Source organism: Priestia sp. FSL H7-0729, from assembly GCF_038005685.1.
GTDB lineage: Bacteria > Bacillota > Bacilli > Paenibacillales > Paenibacillaceae > Paenibacillus.
Genome location: NZ_JBBOTQ010000015.1, coordinates 38,224 through 55,222, shown reverse-complemented (window position 1 = coordinate 55,222; position 16,999 = coordinate 38,224). Strand labels below are relative to the sequence as shown.

General features: G+C 48.2%; 14 protein-coding genes. 5 read left to right on the top strand and 9 right to left on the bottom strand.

The features are described from left to right. The first annotated feature begins 95 nt into the window (after window positions 1-95). Window positions 96-722: a TetR/AcrR family transcriptional regulator gene (locus tag MHH93_RS24120; RefSeq protein ID WP_440391187.1), complete on the top strand. Its 627-nt coding sequence runs from the start codon at window positions 96-98 to the stop codon at window positions 720-722. Here MHH93_RS24120 and MHH93_RS24115 read toward each other — a convergent pair. After that, window positions 719-892 carry a hypothetical protein gene (locus MHH93_RS24115; protein ID WP_500056086.1) on the bottom strand — a complete coding sequence of 58 codons (174 nt, stop codon included), beginning with the start codon at window positions 890-892 and terminating at the stop codon, window positions 719-721. The genes MHH93_RS24120 and MHH93_RS24115 overlap by 4 nt on opposite strands. Next, a complete protein-coding gene (gene pdxR / locus MHH93_RS24110) occupies window positions 889-2,187 on the bottom strand; it encodes a MocR-like pyridoxine biosynthesis transcription factor PdxR (RefSeq protein WP_500056085.1) in 1,299 nt (432 codons plus the stop codon). Before pdxR ends, MHH93_RS24115 begins: the two co-directional genes overlap by 4 nt. Before the next feature lie 161 nt (window positions 2,188-2,348). Here pdxR and MHH93_RS24105 point away from each other — a divergent pair, with 161 nt between their 5' ends. Beyond that, a complete protein-coding gene (locus MHH93_RS24105; protein ID WP_500056084.1) occupies window positions 2,349-2,939 on the top strand; it encodes a GNAT family N-acetyltransferase in 591 nt (196 codons plus the stop codon). 40 nt (window positions 2,940-2,979) lie between these two features. Here MHH93_RS24105 and MHH93_RS24100 read toward each other — a convergent pair whose 3' ends face one another. Continuing rightward, window positions 2,980-3,876 carry a diacylglycerol/lipid kinase family protein gene (locus tag MHH93_RS24100; RefSeq protein WP_440391184.1) on the bottom strand — a complete coding sequence of 299 codons (897 nt, stop codon included), beginning with the start codon at window positions 3,874-3,876 and terminating at the stop codon, window positions 2,980-2,982. A gap of 317 nt (window positions 3,877-4,193) precedes the next feature. Here MHH93_RS24100 and MHH93_RS24095 point away from each other — a divergent pair, with 317 nt between their 5' ends. Next, complete coding sequence (locus tag MHH93_RS24095) at window positions 4,194-4,787, top strand: hypothetical protein (protein WP_440391183.1); 594 nt, start codon at window positions 4,194-4,196, stop codon at window positions 4,785-4,787. 103 nt (window positions 4,788-4,890) lie between these two features. On the opposite strand, the gene MHH93_RS24090 is transcribed toward MHH93_RS24095, so the two are convergent. From MHH93_RS24090 to uxaC, 4 genes are all read right to left on the bottom strand, one after another. After that, window positions 4,891-6,768: an ABC transporter ATP-binding protein gene (locus MHH93_RS24090; protein ID WP_440391182.1), complete on the bottom strand. Its 1,878-nt coding sequence runs from the start codon at window positions 6,766-6,768 to the stop codon at window positions 4,891-4,893. After that, on the bottom strand, window positions 6,765-8,492 hold the full coding sequence (locus MHH93_RS24085; RefSeq protein ID WP_500056083.1) for an ABC transporter ATP-binding protein: 1,728 nt from the start codon (window positions 8,490-8,492) through the stop codon (window positions 6,765-6,767). Before MHH93_RS24085 ends, MHH93_RS24090 begins: the two co-directional genes overlap by 4 nt. Beyond that, window positions 8,489-9,031, bottom strand: coding sequence for a MarR family winged helix-turn-helix transcriptional regulator (locus MHH93_RS24080; RefSeq protein WP_440391180.1), 543 nt, complete (start codon window positions 9,029-9,031; stop codon window positions 8,489-8,491). The genes MHH93_RS24085 and MHH93_RS24080 overlap by 4 nt, the downstream gene beginning before the upstream one ends. 337 nt (window positions 9,032-9,368) lie before the next feature. Further along, window positions 9,369-10,811, bottom strand: a complete 1,443-nt coding sequence (uxaC, locus tag MHH93_RS24075; RefSeq protein ID WP_500056082.1) for a glucuronate isomerase — start codon at window positions 10,809-10,811, stop codon at window positions 9,369-9,371. Window positions 10,812-11,014: 203 nt separating this feature from the next. Between uxaC and MHH93_RS24070 the strand changes: the two genes are divergently transcribed. Further along, on the top strand, window positions 11,015-11,758 hold the full coding sequence (locus tag MHH93_RS24070; RefSeq protein WP_500056081.1) for an MBL fold metallo-hydrolase: 744 nt from the start codon (window positions 11,015-11,017) through the stop codon (window positions 11,756-11,758). A gap of 508 nt (window positions 11,759-12,266) precedes the next feature. Here the strand turns inward: MHH93_RS24070 and MHH93_RS24065 are convergent. Beyond that, window positions 12,267-13,748, bottom strand: coding sequence for an alpha-amylase (locus MHH93_RS24065; RefSeq protein ID WP_500056080.1), 1,482 nt, complete (start codon window positions 13,746-13,748; stop codon window positions 12,267-12,269). Window positions 13,749-13,948: 200 nt separating this feature from the next. Further along, window positions 13,949-16,261 (bottom strand): ATP-dependent DNA helicase, encoded by a 2,313-nt coding sequence (locus MHH93_RS24060; protein WP_500056079.1) that lies wholly within the window; start codon window positions 16,259-16,261, stop codon window positions 13,949-13,951. A gap of 137 nt (window positions 16,262-16,398) precedes the next feature. Here MHH93_RS24060 and MHH93_RS24055 point away from each other — a divergent pair, with 137 nt between their 5' ends. Continuing rightward, on the top strand, window positions 16,399-16,896 hold the full coding sequence (locus MHH93_RS24055) for an antibiotic biosynthesis monooxygenase family protein (RefSeq protein WP_500056078.1): 498 nt from the start codon (window positions 16,399-16,401) through the stop codon (window positions 16,894-16,896). The last annotated feature ends 103 nt before the right edge of the window (window positions 16,897-16,999 follow it).

Genomic DNA, 16,999 nt, shown 5'->3' with positions numbered 1-16,999 from the left:
CGAGTTAATTATATATACCGGAAGGTTAATTATGCAATGCTTATTTTTGTGAACACGTCTAATAAGTGATTAAACTACGTAAAGAGGTATGTACTATGAGCAAAAAAAACAACATTCCCCGGTCACCGGGCAGACCCAAAACGGGTGCCGATCAAGCATCTGTGCAAACCAACATATTGATGACCGCGTCACGTCTGTTTATGGAATACGGGTACGAACCCGTCTCCCTCCAGCAGATCGCTTCACTATGCAATGTAACCAAAGCATCGATCTATTATCACTTCTCCAGCAAAGCCGAACTGTTCACCGTTGCCATTACCCGCATGATGGCGATGGGCATGCAGCAGACCTCGCTCCGTCTGGATGAGCCTGGTACATTGCAAGAGCGGCTAATCAAGGTTGCGGAAGCAAAGATGCAGCACTCCCATATTGAAACGGAAACCATGATGCGAGAAGCGGAAAAACATCTGGATGCAGAACAACTTGCTCAGATCCGGGAAGCCGAGGTTCGTATCTTCGAAGTACTTGCTACCCACTTCCAGCAGGAGATGGATAACGGTTATTTGCGTGTGTCCAGTCCCATGCTGCTTGCCCATGCGTTTACGTCACTGCTCATGCTCGCGAACCGCGAAGATGTGCGCAATATGAATGGCGGCAGCATCGAGGAACTTGCACGGGAACTGGTAGCTCTGTTTCTGGATGGCGCGGTTAAGCGGAACTAATAATCGCACCAGATCCTGGCCAGTGCGGCAATTCCCGGTTCGATGCGATCTGGCTCTATTCCGGCAAAACCGATAATGAACTCTCTTTTGCCGTCTGCTGGTTCACTTCCGTTTGCCCACAAATATTCCGTTGAACTGATCTGTATCCCTGCCTCTATCGCTTTGGTCACCAATTCCTGGGATGAGGGAGTGGCTGCCATTCGCAATACCAGATGGAAGCCTGAATGTTGACCCTTGATTTCAACTCGATCTCCAAAGTGAGTTGAATGGCCCGAACAATCAGGTCATGATTTCGTTTGTAGACATTACGCATTTTACGGATATGCTTGCCCAGTTCCCCTTCACGCATGAACACCTCCAATGTTCGCTGATGGAGCCGGGAAGCTGATTGCTCGAATAGAACCATCTTATACATATCGCGAAAATGGTCCATTAATTCTTCGGGAAGTACCATGTAATGTATACAAAGAGCAGGTGCAAGTACCTGCGAGAAACCACCCATATAGATCACGCGACTTCCATCACGCAGACCCTGCATGGAAGGAATTGGCCTTCCATAATACCGGAACTCTCCATCGTAATCATCCTCGATTAGGTATGACTTTGTTCGTTCCGCCCAATCCAGCAACGCCAATCTGCGAGTAATTGGCATCGTCATACCTAGTGGAAATTGGTGAGAGGGTGACACACCTGCCAATTTCACTCCAGTCTGTTCCAGCTCCGTCAAGTTCATGCCATCATGGTCCAGAGCGATTGGTACAACCTGATAACCATAATTCCGGAATGTGCCCGGTATCAGTCGGTATCCAGGATTCTCTACACCAATGGAATGTTGCGATCCCCCCATGTGAAGCAGGGTTTGTGCCAATAGGGACATCAGCAGATGCTGTTCAGCCCCCACAACAATCTGCTCGGGAGAACAGCTGACTCCCCTGAACTGCGCCAGATAGACAGCAATTTCACATCGTAGTCCCCATTCTCCCTGAGGGTCTCCATAGAACAATAACTCCCCTGCTTCTTCCCGCCAGATTCGATTAACATATTGGTGCCACTTGGCCATAGGAAACAGGCTGAAATCATTGCGTGACATATGAAAATCATATTGAACTGCTCGGGCAGGGCGTATTGCCTGATGATCTGACCACGTCGTTCGGGCCACCGGAGCTTGTCCGGCTGTCTGTTTATCTGTTTGCCCAATCTGCATGGCATGATCGCTGTCCACCATGGCACGAACACGATAACCACGACGTGGCTGACTGTATATATATCCTTCGGCGATCAATTGTTGATAGGCCCACTCCACAGGAGTGGTGCTTATCCCAAGCATCTCGGCAAGCTTTCGCACTGAAGGCAGTCGGCTATGCTCAGCCCAATCCCCGTGAATGATTTCCCTTTTGATATGATCCGAGAGCTGTACATAGATTGGCGCACTATCGTTCTCGTCCAGCTTCGGTAATTTGATCATAATGATGCACCTCATCTGTCCTGCAAAATTTATCTAAACTGTATATTTGGAAGTATACAGTATTGGGATATACTCATGTCATCATCAATATGTCGTACCATTTTCAAGAAGCAGGGCAATCACAATCTGTCCCACGCTTGAACTTATAGGAGGAACAACTTATGGCACATTCGAAACCATTCCCACGCATCCCCCGTCTGCTGGAAACGTCCCGCATATATCTGCGTCCTTTCGAGATTACAGATGTGAATGCTTATTTTCCTGGGCTGTTTGACGCCGAGATGCGTAGGCTGACGGGAACACAGAACAGCTTCACACGCACTCAGGTTGAACGTTATGTTGAGAGCGCAGCACAGGATGACTCCAGACTCATGCTGCTGATTGCTTTACAGGAAAGTGATCAGATTATCGGAGATGTTGTCCTGATGGACATGCATGCCAAGAATCGCAGTGCACATATACGGATTGCCATCGATCAGGCGGAGCATCAAGGAAAAGGCTACGGCAGCGAGGCTTTGCTGCTTATGTTGGATTACGGCTTCGGCATCTGTAACTTGCATCGGATAGAGCTTGAGGTGTATGCCTTTAACGAGCGAGCTATTCGCACGTATGAGAAGCTCGGATTCCAGCGCGAGGGTGTAAAGCGGGATGTATTGTTCTACAACCACCAATATCATGATGCCGTTCAGATGAGCATGCTGGAGGATGAGTTCAGGCAACGTCATATGAAAGATCAAGCAGAGAATGATTGAGATGTTGATCAGCTAAAATCAAACCCAAAAAACCGGGGACTTAATATCCCTCCCCGGTTAGAAATTTCAGATGGCCCGCCAGCACGGATAACTCGGCGGGTGTCTTCATATACAATTCACCATCCGTGTCAGCTGACATGGGCGTATCTGTCTTCAATTTGAGTGTAGATGCCTTGAAGTATGAAATACTCTCACTCTGAGGTTGCCATTCCCCCTCAGGCTTGTGTGACAGAACCTCGCGCAGAAGCGGGATACCTGTTTCATGAATGATGAGCACGTCCAGTTCACCATCCTGCAATGCATCGGGTGCAAAGGGCAAGGCATTCGTCCCCAGAAAACGGCCGTTGGCTGCGTAGATCATCACCGCGTCGCCTTCCATCTCTTTTCCATCCGCCTCCAATTGATAACGAAACGGCTCTGTATGACTGATCGTCTGCAAGGTGCTGATAAAATAACTTAACTTACCCAGTGCGCCTTTCAGATTCTCGTTAATATTCTGCGATGCATCACTGATCAAGCCAATGCCAAAAAAGTTGGTGAACACCCGATCATTAGCTCGTCCAACATCAATGGACACCACTCGACCTGCCAGCAATTCTTTTGCCGCAGTCTCTGCATCCGGTGAGATGCCGAGCGAACGAGCAAAGTCATTACAGGTACCTCCAGGCAATATACCAATCAACGGCGGATGTTGCAGATCAGCCAGTCCATTCACGCATTCATGTACCGTGCCATCCCCACCCAGGATAAACACCACATCGAATCGTTCCCCACGCTCACGACACAGCTTCTCTCCCTCACCCGGTTCGTCCGTGCGTACAATAACGAGTTCATGAACAGCGGGAGCCAGTACACCAGCAACAAGACCCACAGTATTTTCACGATTGGCCTTGCCCGAATGATGATGATGAATTAACAAGGCTTTGTTAAAATCCATCCTTCTCCCCCTCCATTTCAATGCTTGTTAACCTTTACCCACAAAGGTTGAAGCTGTAAACAAGCTCTGCTCTGCGCACTCATCATGATCCAGAATAGGTTACCCAATCAGGCATGCATCTTAATCTTCATTCATTCGTAATAGTTAGATGACTCGTTGATCTTCCAAACCACTTCCTTGTTTGACCAGATCTACGCATGAGAAAAAGGAATTCTCCACACCTTATGTTATAAGACTGCAAATTTTGCTGGTGAGAACCCATTCAAATCGAGTCAAAACGGTTATATCTATACCATATACGAATGGAGGGATTCCCTATGATTCCGGCAACGTTGGAACAATTGGAGCAAGTTCGCAAGGAATGCCGTACCATGGTTCGCAAAAGAGCTACCGCTTCCGCCGGTACAACACTCGTTCCGCTGCCCGGTACAGATGTACTGGCTGATGTGGGAATGCTGATGCAGCTGTTGCCTGCCATTAACAATAAATTCGGATTATCACAAAAACAGCTGGATGGCATGGACCCGGAGACCAAATCGATGATCTACGGATTCGTCATGTCCATCGGAAGCAAGGTCATCGGCCGTATGGTGACGAAGGAGCTGGTTGTACAGGTTCTGAAAAGAGTCGGCGTACGCGTAGCTACCAAATCCGTCGCCAAATTTGTCCCTTTTGCTGGGCAGGGACTGGCCGCTGCACTCAGCTTCACAGCCATGCGATATGTGGGTAACAAACATGTGGATGACTGTTATGAAGTCGTCAAACGCATGATTGAGCAGCGCGAATTGATTCCGGGTGAACCCGCTCCGTCTGCGCTGGAGGAAGCTAACAGCGACGACGTAAAAGTAGAAGCGAAGTCGATCTCTAGCAACGACACTGATGAACCTGCGAAGGAGTCTAAGGATCAGTAAATAAAACAATCCATATCCTAATGTCAATCCTCTGGATATACGACAAATAGCCGGGAGCACCCCTAGGGATGCTCTCGGCTATTCTTGTTAGTTACATCTGTAATCAGATCGCCTGCGGCTGCTGTTCCGCAAACTGACTATTGTACAGGTCCGCGTAGAAACCTTGACTTGCCATCAATTCATCATGATTGCCCTGTTCAATCACGTTACCGTGATCCATCACCAGAATCAGATCGGCACCGCGAATGGTGGACAAACGGTGTGCAATGACAAAGCTCGTGCGATCCTTCATCAGATCATTCATGGCTTTCTGGATAAACACTTCGGTCCGTGTATCCACGCTACTCGTCGCTTCATCCAGAATGAGAATGGCCGGGTTCGCCAGAATCGCTCTCGCAATCGTGAGCAACTGTTTCTGCCCTTGAGAGATGTTCGATGCTTCTTCATTCAGCACCGTATCATAACCATCAGGCAGTGTACGAATAAAGTGATCGGCATGTGCCGCAACGGCTGCCTTGACGACATCCTCTTCCGTAGACCCCTCTCGACCATAGGCGATGTTGTCCCGAATCGTTCCGTTGAACAACCAGGTATCCTGAAGCACCATGCCGAACAGACTGCGCAACTTGCCACGCTCCATGTCCTTAATGTCGGCACCGTCAATCGTAATCTGACCATCCTGAATTTCGTAGAAACGCATTAACAGGTTGATCAGGGTCGTTTTACCGGCTCCCGTTGGTCCAACAATGGCTACCGTCTGTCCTGGTTTTACATCAATGTTCATGTTGTGAATGAGCAGTTCATTTTCTTTATATCCAAAATTAACACCTTGGAACGTAACTGCACCTTTGGGCTGCTGTAATTGCACGGGTTGTTTGGACTCCGGAACTTCTTCCTCTTCATCCAGCAACTCGAATACACGTTCCGCCGAAGCAATCGTCGATTGAATGATATTGGAGATATTTGCGATCTGGTTAATCGGTTGTGTGAATTGACGGGAGTACTGTGTAAAGGCCAGAATATCCCCGATGGAGATAGATCCGCGAGTAACGAAGATCCCACCAACCACACAGATCAGTACATAACCCAGGTTACCGACAAAACTCATGAGCGGCATAATAATACCGGAGATAAACTGGGCTTTCCAGCCGGATTCATACAACTCTTCATTGACCTTCTCGAATTGCTGTACCGATTGTTCTTCGCGTCCAAATGCTTTGACGACCTTGTGTCCCGTGTACATCTCTTCGACATGACCATTCAGTTCCCCGAGGGATTTCTGTTGGCCTGCAAAGTGTTTTTGCGAACGGGAAGCGACCAGCATAACAACAACCACACTGAGTGGCAGTGTCAAAATCGTGATCAAGGTCATCCATGGACTAATCGTCAGCATCATGATAATTACGCCGACAATCGTGACGATGGACGTAATGAACTGTGCCAAACTCTGCTGAAGTGTATTACTGATGTTGTCCACGTCATTCGTGGCACGGCTAAGTGTCTCCCCGGTCGTGCGGGAGTCAAAATATTTCAAAGGCAGGCGTCCAACCTTCGCACTGATCTGCTCACGCATGTCATACACAACACGTTGGGCCACACCGGCCATCAGGTATTGCTGGACATACATAAATGCAGCGCTGAACAGATAGAGTCCGCCAAGCAGGTATAATACTTTCATCAATGCAGGAAAATCAATTCCGGCCCCCTGTACACCCTGAAGGATGGCAATGGCGCCTTGGCTGAGAATATCCGTTCCCTCTGCCATGATCTTTGGACTGATGATGCTGAAAACAGTACTCAGAATGGCTGCGACCAGCACACCCAATAGACGAGAACTGTGAGGCTGGAGATAACGAATTAAACGACGCAGTGTGCCTTTGAAATCTTTGGCTTTCTCTGCGGGAGGCCGCATGCCCATTCCGGGACCTGGTCCCGGCCCACCATGGGGACGAGGCGACTTGTGTTTTGTATGTTCACTCATGCGATCTCCTCCTCTGTCAGCTGGGAGGATACAATCTCGCGATACACTTCATTGTGCTCCAGCAGCTCTTTATGTGTTCCTGAACCGACAATTCGTCCCTCATCCATGACCAGAATGCGATCGGCATCCATTACCGTACTTACTCGCTGGGCAACAATTAACACGGCTGCTTCTGTCGTTTCGGACTTCAGCGCAGCACGAAGTTTAGCATCCGTTTTGAAATCAAGAGCAGAGAAACTGTCATCAAAGATATAGACTTCCGGACGGCGAACAAGTGCGCGAGCGATGGACAGACGTTGTTTTTGTCCACCAGACACGTTATTACCACCTTGTGCGATAAGGCTGTCATATCCATCTTTCATCTCGGTAATGAAGTTCTCTGCCTGAGCCGTACGAGCCGCATGAACAACTTCATCCATTGTGGCATCGTCTTTCCCGTGACGGATATTCTCCGTAATTGTACCTGTGAAAAGGACTGCCTTTTGTGGTACAAAGCCAATTTTGGCACGCAGGTCTTCCTGCCGAAGTTCACGCACATCTGTACCATTGACCCGAACACTGCCTTCGGTCACATCATAGAATCGTGGAATAAGACTGAGCAATGTCGATTTTCCAGAACCTGTACCACCAATAATGGCTGTTGTCTCACCTGAGCGAGCTGTGAAGGATATCTCGGACAACGCTGGATTCTCTGCGCCCGGATAACGGAAAGTTACATTGTCAAACTCAATCATGCCCTGCATGGATTTCATGCCACGCGGTTGCTCGGGATTGCTAAGATCCGGCTGCATATCGAGCACTTCGTTGATCCGTTCTGCCGAGGCTGAAGCTCTTGGAATCATGACAAAGATCATGGAAACCATAATCAGTGAGAACATAATTTGCATCGCATACTGAATGAAGGCAATCAATGCACCGATGTTCATATTACCGCTGTCGATCCGCATTCCACCAAAATAAAGGATGGCAATCATCGAAAAGTTCATAACCAGCATCATAACAGGCATGATGGTCGCCATGAGCACATTAACTTTAATCGAAGAATCTCTGAGTTCCGTGTTAGCACCGTTAAAGCGCACGCGCTCATGCTCCCCACGGTTAAAGGAACGCACGACGCGAATCCCTGTTAACTGCTCACGCAGCACCAAGTTGAGGCGGTCCAGCTTTTTCTGAATGGTTTTGAACAAAGGTAAACCCTTGGAACCAATCAGCGCAATGGCTCCGCCCAGTACAGGAAGCACGACCAGGAAGATCGTAGATAATTTGGCGTCCTGTGATACCGCCATGAAGATACCCCCGATACACATCAACGGAGCCATAATCATCATGCGCAGCATCATCGTGAGTACATTCTGTACCTGCGTGATATCATTCGTCGTACGCGTAATCAGGGAAGCCGTACCCATCTTATCGAACTCTTGGAGCGAGAAGTTCTCCACATGGCGGAATACTCTGCTGCGAAGTTGTTTGGCAAATCCACCCGCTGTTCGGGAGGAGAGATAACTGGCGATCACCGAACACGCAGTTCCGCCAATCGCGATGACCAACATCCATCCACCAATCTGCCAAATATAAGGGACATCTCCTTTAATGATGCCGAAATTCACGATATCTGCCATTAGTGTAGGCAGATACAATTCAGCAAGCGACTGAAACAGTACCAAAACCAGAATGAAGATAATTGGTATTCGGTAAGGCTTCAGCATGCGAAACAGTTTCATCATGGCGTATCATCTCCTTGTGTCGAATCATCTTTTTCCAGGGAAGGCAATGTATCAAAAAAGGTATACACCTTGGTTAACAACTCGGCCAATTGAAGGCTATCGCCCTCACCCAGATGCGCCACCAACTTGTTGAAGATTTGCATGCGTTCTTCATGAGCAGCCCGAATAATAGCCCGGCCTGCTTCCGTAATTGTAATGCGCACTGCACGTCGATCCTCCGGGTCCATGGTCCGTTCGACAAGCCCTTCGTCCTCAAGACCACGAATGACCGGTGTAATCGTTGGTGATTTCACCCGTAACAAAGCACTGATCTCCGAGACTTTCATCCCGGGATGATTGGATTGGATCGTGTCATTGAAATCAGGCGGATTGTTCTGCCAGTTCAATTGTTCTCCCGGATGCATCCCATGGAGCAGACAACCCAGCACCATAATTTCATTGTGATTGCGCCCATGAGGTTTATGTTGCCTCCATTTGCCTTTATTAAACTGCATAATGGAGTACAAAAGCTTCTGAGCGACCGGATCTATACCCGTCATAATGGGTTCCTCCTTCATTCTTTATCATTCTGTAAACATCCAACATCATAGGACATCTATTAAATAGTATTGCAATTAAATAGACACTCAATTAATTAGGTGTACTAAGTATATTACGGCGTATAGCGAAAGTCAAACAACTAAAAATAACCAATATCCCCCTCATCAAAGAGTCCAAATGTGCATGATTACGGGTTTAGTCATCGTGCCTTCATTGGAGCTTGTTATATTTATTGTGTGCAATGCCATGATTAAAACCCGCAAAAAAAAAGCACCCATTCCATACTCCGGTGGATGATGACCCGGGGTAAGACATGGGAGCTTTTTTATATAAGCATCAAGACTTTGAAGCAGAGACCGTTTTAAGCACGGAGGCAAACGGGAAATATTCTTTTGCATTGTTGTAGGCGATGCCTTGTACGATCTGACCGAGCAGCTCCATATCCTGCGGTGCTTCGCCCTGTTCAGCCCATTCACCAATGAGATTGCAGACCAGGCGGCGGAAATACTCATGCCGTGTGTACGACAGGAAGCTGCGTGAGTCGGTCAGCATACCGACAAATCGACTGAGCAGACCCACATTCGCCAGTGCCTTCATCTGAGCGAGCATGCCGTCCTTCGTATCATTGAACCACCATGCTGCACCAAGCTGAATTTTGCCTGGAATACCACCGCCCTGGAAACTGCCGATGATCGCTGCAAGGACTTCATTATCCCTTGGATTTAAGGAATACAGAATCGTTTTGGGTAACGCCTGCTGCTGTTCTAACGCATCGAGCAATCCAATCATTGCTGATGACAGTGGTGTATCATTCACGGCGTCATAACCGGTATCCGGCCCAAGCTTGGCAAACATCCGTGTATTGTTGTTACGGGCTGCATTAATGTGAAATTGCATCACCCAACCGCGCTCTGCATACAGTTTGCCGAGGAACGTCAATGTGACCGTCTTATACTTGTCCTCTTCCTCACGAGTTACCTTCTGACCTGCAAGTGCCTTCGCAAAAATCTCACCCGCTTCTTCTCGCGTAGCCACACCGTAAGGAACATAATCAAGTGCATGGTCAGAGACTCTGCCACCGACGGAATGGAAGAATTCCACCCGGGACTCCAGCGCAGTAAGGAAGGATTCATAATCTGAAATGGCAGTGCCAGATGCCTGCGACAGCTTGCCCACCCATTCGGTGAATGTATCCCGGTTCAATTCCAGTCCTTTATCTGGGCGGAAAGAAGGCAATACCGCCGTATCAAAGCCTTCAATCTCCTGAATCTTTAGATGATACTCCAGAGAATCGGTAGGATCATCGGTTGTGCACACAACAGTGACATTGGATTTGGTAATCAGATCACGTGCACCGAATCCGTCACTGTTCAGTTTGGCATTTACTTTATCCCAGATGGCCGGTGCGCTTGACTCATTCAATACTTCGTAGACGCCGAAATATCGCTGTAATTCCAAGTGAGACCAGGCATACAGCGGATTACCAATCATCATGGGTACTGTTTTGGCGTAAGCCAGGAAACGATCGTAATCGGTTACGCCTTCGCCGCCAGTCACATATTGCTCTTCAATTCCGTTCGCGCGCATGAGGCGCCACTTATAGTGATCACCGTATAACCAGGCTTCTGTAAGATTGCCAAAGGTTTTGTTCTCGTAGATCTCCTGAGGACTGAGGTGGCAATGATAGTCAATAATCGGCATGTCTTTGGCATAATCCTCATATAACTTGACCGCCGTTTCATTATGCAGCAAAAATTGTTCATCCAGAAAAGATTTCATTCGCCTCGCACGCTCCCTTTAGGTGAGTTTACGTTCATATGGGTTCACTTCCCATCTTTACGCTACACTGTTTGCCATCAAAGTTCAATATAAAATGATAGCGTTATCAAAAAAGGTTGATTTAGGCATATATCCGGGAACACGGTATACTGGATTTAACGCAAGGATGCTGATCTGAAGATCACACAAGGAGATGAATTTGAATGAAAATTACTTTTCTCGGCACAGGAGATATGTTCAGCGTGGAGCAGCACCACAATAGTATGTTGGCTGAATTCGAAGACACGCATCTGGTCATTGATTTTCCGGAATCAAATGCCAAAGCACTTAAGGAATATGGATTTCCCATGACCGATATCCACAATGTTTTCATTTCACATCTACACGAAGATCATATTAATGGTGTACAGATGCTGGGTTATTACGCACAGATCGTGGGCGACCGCAAACCCCGTCTGTTCATCCACGAACAATTGGTAGATCCGCTCTGGAACATTCTATCCCCCGGCATGCGATACACAACGGATGGTGAACGTACCATGAGTGATTACTACGATGTCGTCCCCGTGCCAGATGGAGGCACATTTGAGCTGGGCGGTGTGACATTTGAGACGTTTCGAACGCAGCATGTTCCCGGTATGGTCAGCAATGGATTGCTCGCCAAACCTTACTTTTATTACAGTGCAGACAGTACGCTCGATCAGGAGCGGGTGGAGCAGGTTGCCGCTGATGTGCAGCTGATTTTCCATGAATGTCATATGCATGATCTGGTGATCAAATCTCATACCTCCCTGAAAGATCTGGAGCAACTGCCTGCCGAAGTGAGAAAGAAAACCGTCTTAATGCATTTTCATGATGAGTACGCGGATGCGGAGAAACGGAAACAGTTCAACCGCGAGCATGATTTGCGGATGGTTGGTACGCTGGAATCCTTTAAACTGGCGTAGGTAAAATCATAAACCTGAGAAGAAAAGCCTAGGCATTTTCAATGGAACGAAGTGAGTTCAATCAAATGTGGGATACGATGAATCAGTATTTTGAAAAGTGATAACCTTGTCCTGCTGTTAAATCTAAGCTGATTCCTTTCTTAACCCACGTTAAGCTAACGAATCTGATTGGCCTTATTCGGCTAAAATCCGAGTTTTCAATATTCTAACGAATCTCAGACGCGTTAATCTGGTGATGTTGCTCCAATTGGCGCTATTAAAGTCACTTTTGGCAGTAATAAGGTTACTGAGATTCGTTAGAATTACAATAAGCCTAATTCGGTGCAAATAAGGCGGGCTGAGTTCGTTAGGAGTTTCTGTTGAGTTGGAGTTTTAGTAATCCATAGAAAAATGCAGAAAACCACCTGAACATAGGAGTGCTATCTCTCCTGCTCGGGTGGTTAACGATCTATCTATACACCATTATTCATATCATCCATCGGTGCATCTTTTCTTTTCCTATATATTGTTACTCAGCGTCAGCGCAGTCCTCATTCTGCTCAGGCAGGGCCCATACCGAGACGCCTCCACCGCACACATGGAAGGTAGCCCAGCCGTCTTCCTCGATGGTAATCTGATCTTCACAACTGTTCGTCAGATCCACCCAGACTTCACCGGCACGATGCTCTCCGATGAACATTCTCTTCTCACCATCATCCCCGTTGGAGATGACCACCGCACAACCGGAACCTTCGATTTCCTCTACGCCACGACGCACCCAGCCAATCGTATTGGCGTGATCGAAGTAATCTTCCTGCTCCCCATATGCCTTGTTGCAGCGGGCAGACAGCAGAATGTCCAGAATTTCTTTTTTGCCATCCACAGGTTCAGGACCACCAATGCCGTAATAATCGCCGTAAAATACAACCGGATAACCATCGCGACGTAATAAAGTCAACGCATAGGCACTCGGCTTAAACCAATCGCCAATCCATGATTCCAACGCTTCATGAGGTTGGGAGTCATGGTTATCTACGAAGGTTACGGCATGGGTAGGATGGGTCTGCACCAAGGTGTCATCGAAAATTTTGGAGAGATCAAAGTCTCTGCCTGCGAGCGAAGCCTCATGCAACTTGTAGTGAAGAGACACGTCAAACAGGTCGATCTGATAGTCTACCGTATCAAGGAATTCACGGCATGCATCCAGATTCGAGTTCCAAAACTCACCAACGATGTAGAAATCCTGACCGCGTTTGCGGATCATCTCTGCTGCGAACTCCTTGATGAATTCGTGGTTGATATGCTTAATCGCATCCAGCCGGAAACCTCCGCACTGGAGGGTGTCAATTAGCCATTTCCCCCAATCGATCATCTCGCGCCGCACATCCGGGTGATTATAATCTATATTTGCGAACATCAGATAATCGTAGTTGCCAAACTCATCATCGACATTCTGATTCCAGTTCTTGTTCTCACCTGCGATGCGGAATACACCGCTTCGCTCTCCCTTGGCATCAAAGTCCGTACCGTTGAAATGTTCGGAGCTCCACTTAAAGGAGGAGTATTGATCACCACGACCCGGGAATGTGAATTTGGTCCAACCTTCAATCTCGAACGGTTCAGAAATTTCCTTCGTTCGATCATTGGGATCAACCTCAATCACTTTGAACACTTCCGTCTCATCTGCTCCGGCCTTGTGATTCATGACCAGATCCACATAGACGGCAATTCCGTTCTTCTGACACTCAGCAATGGCCTCCACCAGTTCCTGCTTGGTGCCATATTTGGTCCGCACGGTACCCTTTTGATCAAATTCGCCCAGATCGTACAGATCATATACACCATAACCTGTATCTTCTGCTGACACTGCCTTGGTTACGGGTGGTACCCATACCGAGTCAATGCCTTTGGCTTTTAGTTCCGGGGCCATTTCAGCCAGTCGCTTCCAATGATCTCCGTCTGCAGCCAAGTGCCATTCAAAAAACTGCATCATGGTATGATTTCTCTTCATTATAACCGACCTCCTTGATTGCTTTCGAAGCGGACCGCGGAACGGATAGGGTAATCGCCGTTGTTCGTTCGTTGCTAACCAAGTTATAACCCTTTCACCCTACCCTTCAATCATATAAAGGAAAGAAAATCGAAAAAAAATATTTAATTCTTGGTTCAGCATTTGCCTGATTCCATTGGAACTGCTTTGAATATGCAATATTAAATTCGTTTATAGTCCCGCCACTCTTCGGGCAGCAGAGAACGATACGGTTCTTGGATAAAACGATCGTCGACCAACACCAACACGCCCTTGTCCTCTTCCGTTCGAATCAACCGTCCACCCGCCTGCAGTACCTTGTTCATCCCTGGGAAAATATAAGCGTAATTGAATCCGTTGCGTCCTGTCCGATCATAGTAATCACGTAATACGTTATTCTCCAGGCCAATCTGCGGCAGCCCCGCACCTACCACAACAACGCCATTCAAGCGGTCTCCCGGCAGATCGACACCCTCCGAGAATACACCACCCATGACGGCAAACACCAATCGTGTTCGTTCAGGGTTTGGCTGGAATCCATCCAGAAACTGCTCCCGTTCCAGTTCGTTCATGCCCTGCTTCTGTATGACCGTATCTGCTTCACTTGGAAGCTGTGCATAGGTCTCATAGATCTCGCGCATATAAGGATACGAAGGGAAGAACACCATCAGATTGCTGCGCGGCCATTCGCTTACCAGCTGCTGCAGCATCTCCGCAATGGGTCGCCGGGATTGCTCCCGGTCTTTATAACGCACAGATAAAGGCATGAGTCTCACATCCAACTGATCACGCTGAAATGGTGAGGGAATCTGCAATGTATAATCTTCTTCCTCTGCACCCAGCATATCCCGATAATAGCGAAGGGGTGACAGGGTAGCCGAGAAATGAATGAGGGAGCGGAATCCTTTGGCTGTCTGACGAAGCAGTACCGAGGGATCGAGACAGAACAATTTTACTCGCACTTCACTTCGTACGCACTCTGCATATGTGATGAAACGTTCATCGTACAGCTTGGCAATACGCAGAAAATTCTGTGCCGTGAAGTAAGCATCCAGCAGCAGTTGATCCGTCTCGGCATTCCCCGAACCCCCTTCAACCAGACACTGCTCCGCGACCATGACAAAAGGCTCCAGTCGTTCAATCAGTTCCTCCGGCGCCTCTTGCTGGATGATCTTCCCTTCTTCTCCGCCGTTTTTCCGAAGGGTAATCAGATACTTATCAATGGCCCCGGTGTAGTCAACAATGGCTTTGGCAGCAGGCACACTGCTGTCCAGCGACTGGAACTCCCTTTTCACATCCAAAAATACTGCTTTTTCCAGCTCCGCGGAAAACATCGTTCGACCACGATCAACCAAATTATGTGCCTCGTCCACCAGTAACACCGTCTTGCGTTTCTGTTCTTCCAACATTCGTTTCAGAGAGATCCGCGGATCGAAAATATAGTTATAATCGCAGATCACCGCATCAGCTGCATACGCCGCGTCCAGTGAGAACTCAAACGGACACACCCGATGTTTGCGCGCATACTGCTCGATGACCGGACGTGTCATCAACGTCTCATGTTCCAGCATGTCCAGCACGGCCCCGTTAATACGGTCATAATATCCTTCGCACATGCCACACTGTCCCGTATCACAAGCTTCCTCTTCCTTAAAACATATCTTGTCCTTCGCGGTCAGACTGATCACATGCATCTTCAATCCTTCCGATTGCATCCGGGCAAAAGCTTCTTCTGCCGCCACCCGTGTCGTCGTCCTCGCGGTCAGATAGAACAGTCGGCTGGCTTCGCCTTCGCCAATGGCTTTGACCGTAGGGAATAGCACGGACATCGTTTTGCCAATGCCTGTTGGTGCTTTAGCCATCAATCCCTGACCCTCACGGATCGTCTTGTATACGGCTCCCGCCAGCTTTCGTTGTCCTTCCCGATATTTGCGAAAAGGAAACGGCAGCTCCCGCACACTGATATCACGCTTTTCTTCATATGCAGCGATCATCTCCGCATACGGCGCATAACCGGCAATCACTTCTGCCGCAAACTGCTCCAGCTCCTGCCTTTCTGCCATTCGGCGAAATCGCCTTTCTTCATGGGTCACCGAATGCACATACGTCAGCTGTACTTGCATACGTGGTTCATCATGCTGAGCGGCGTACATATAGGCATACATCATGGCCTGCGCCCAGTGTACTGGAAGACCCTCTCCCAGATCATCCAGATTACCCGCAGTCGATTTGATCTCATCCACCGTCAATTGACCCTCCAACCGGATCAGGCCATCGCAGCGCCCTTCCACCACATAGGTCAGATCCCCATGTTGGATCTCAGTTTCGAGCACAATCTCTTTCAGATCCTCTTCCGTGTACTCCTTCTGTACCCGTTGATGGATTCGAGTCCCCTCCTGCATCGAGGCATTGTTCCGGAACCCTGGACGTATGCTGCCACTGCGGTACACATACTCCACCAAAGGTCTAACCGATATCCGAATTGTTGTTGTCATACGATCACCCGTTCTGTATGTAGTGACTATACTTTATCATGAAAAGACGTGCTCAAACCAGTTGATCCGCCGATTGGACTCGCACAATCTCATATGCTATCTTGAGATAGAATGTACTTAATGAGGAGGCAGCTTCTATGTATATCTATTTGGTTCCTTCACCGATTCCGGATGCACTTGCTGCGTACCCGCATCTCACTTTGCGAAGCGAAGAGCATGTGCGTCTGGCGATTGAATCCGCAGAACGCCTGATGAATATCGAGTCTGATGATAAGGTATCCGCATATGAAGCTTTCGATGCCGCAGGCTCCTGGACTGGCGGAGGTTACGCTGTTCTCAACAATATCCCTGTCACAGAGGATGGCCGTAATGATTTCGAAGAACGGTTCAAGAATCGTGCCCGCAAGGTAGAAGACGAGCCTGGTTTTGTCGGTATTCGTGTGCTTCGTCCTCTCAAGGATGATACGTATGTCGTACTTACACTGTGGCAGTCCGAGGAACATTTCAAAGGCTGGCAGGAATCCCAAGCCTATAGTCACGCTCACCGAAACCGCAGTACAAGCGAAGGGCTGACTGCACAGAAGCCCACCATGTTCCCCAGACCTTCTTACGTCACAACGTACACTATTGAATAACGGATTGATCCGCATCCGGCTTTTATCGCAGTAGCCCATGCTTTCTCTAACCTCTTCCTGCGTGGAAGAGGTTTTTTGCCGTCAATGGTGGAAGGCTTTGATT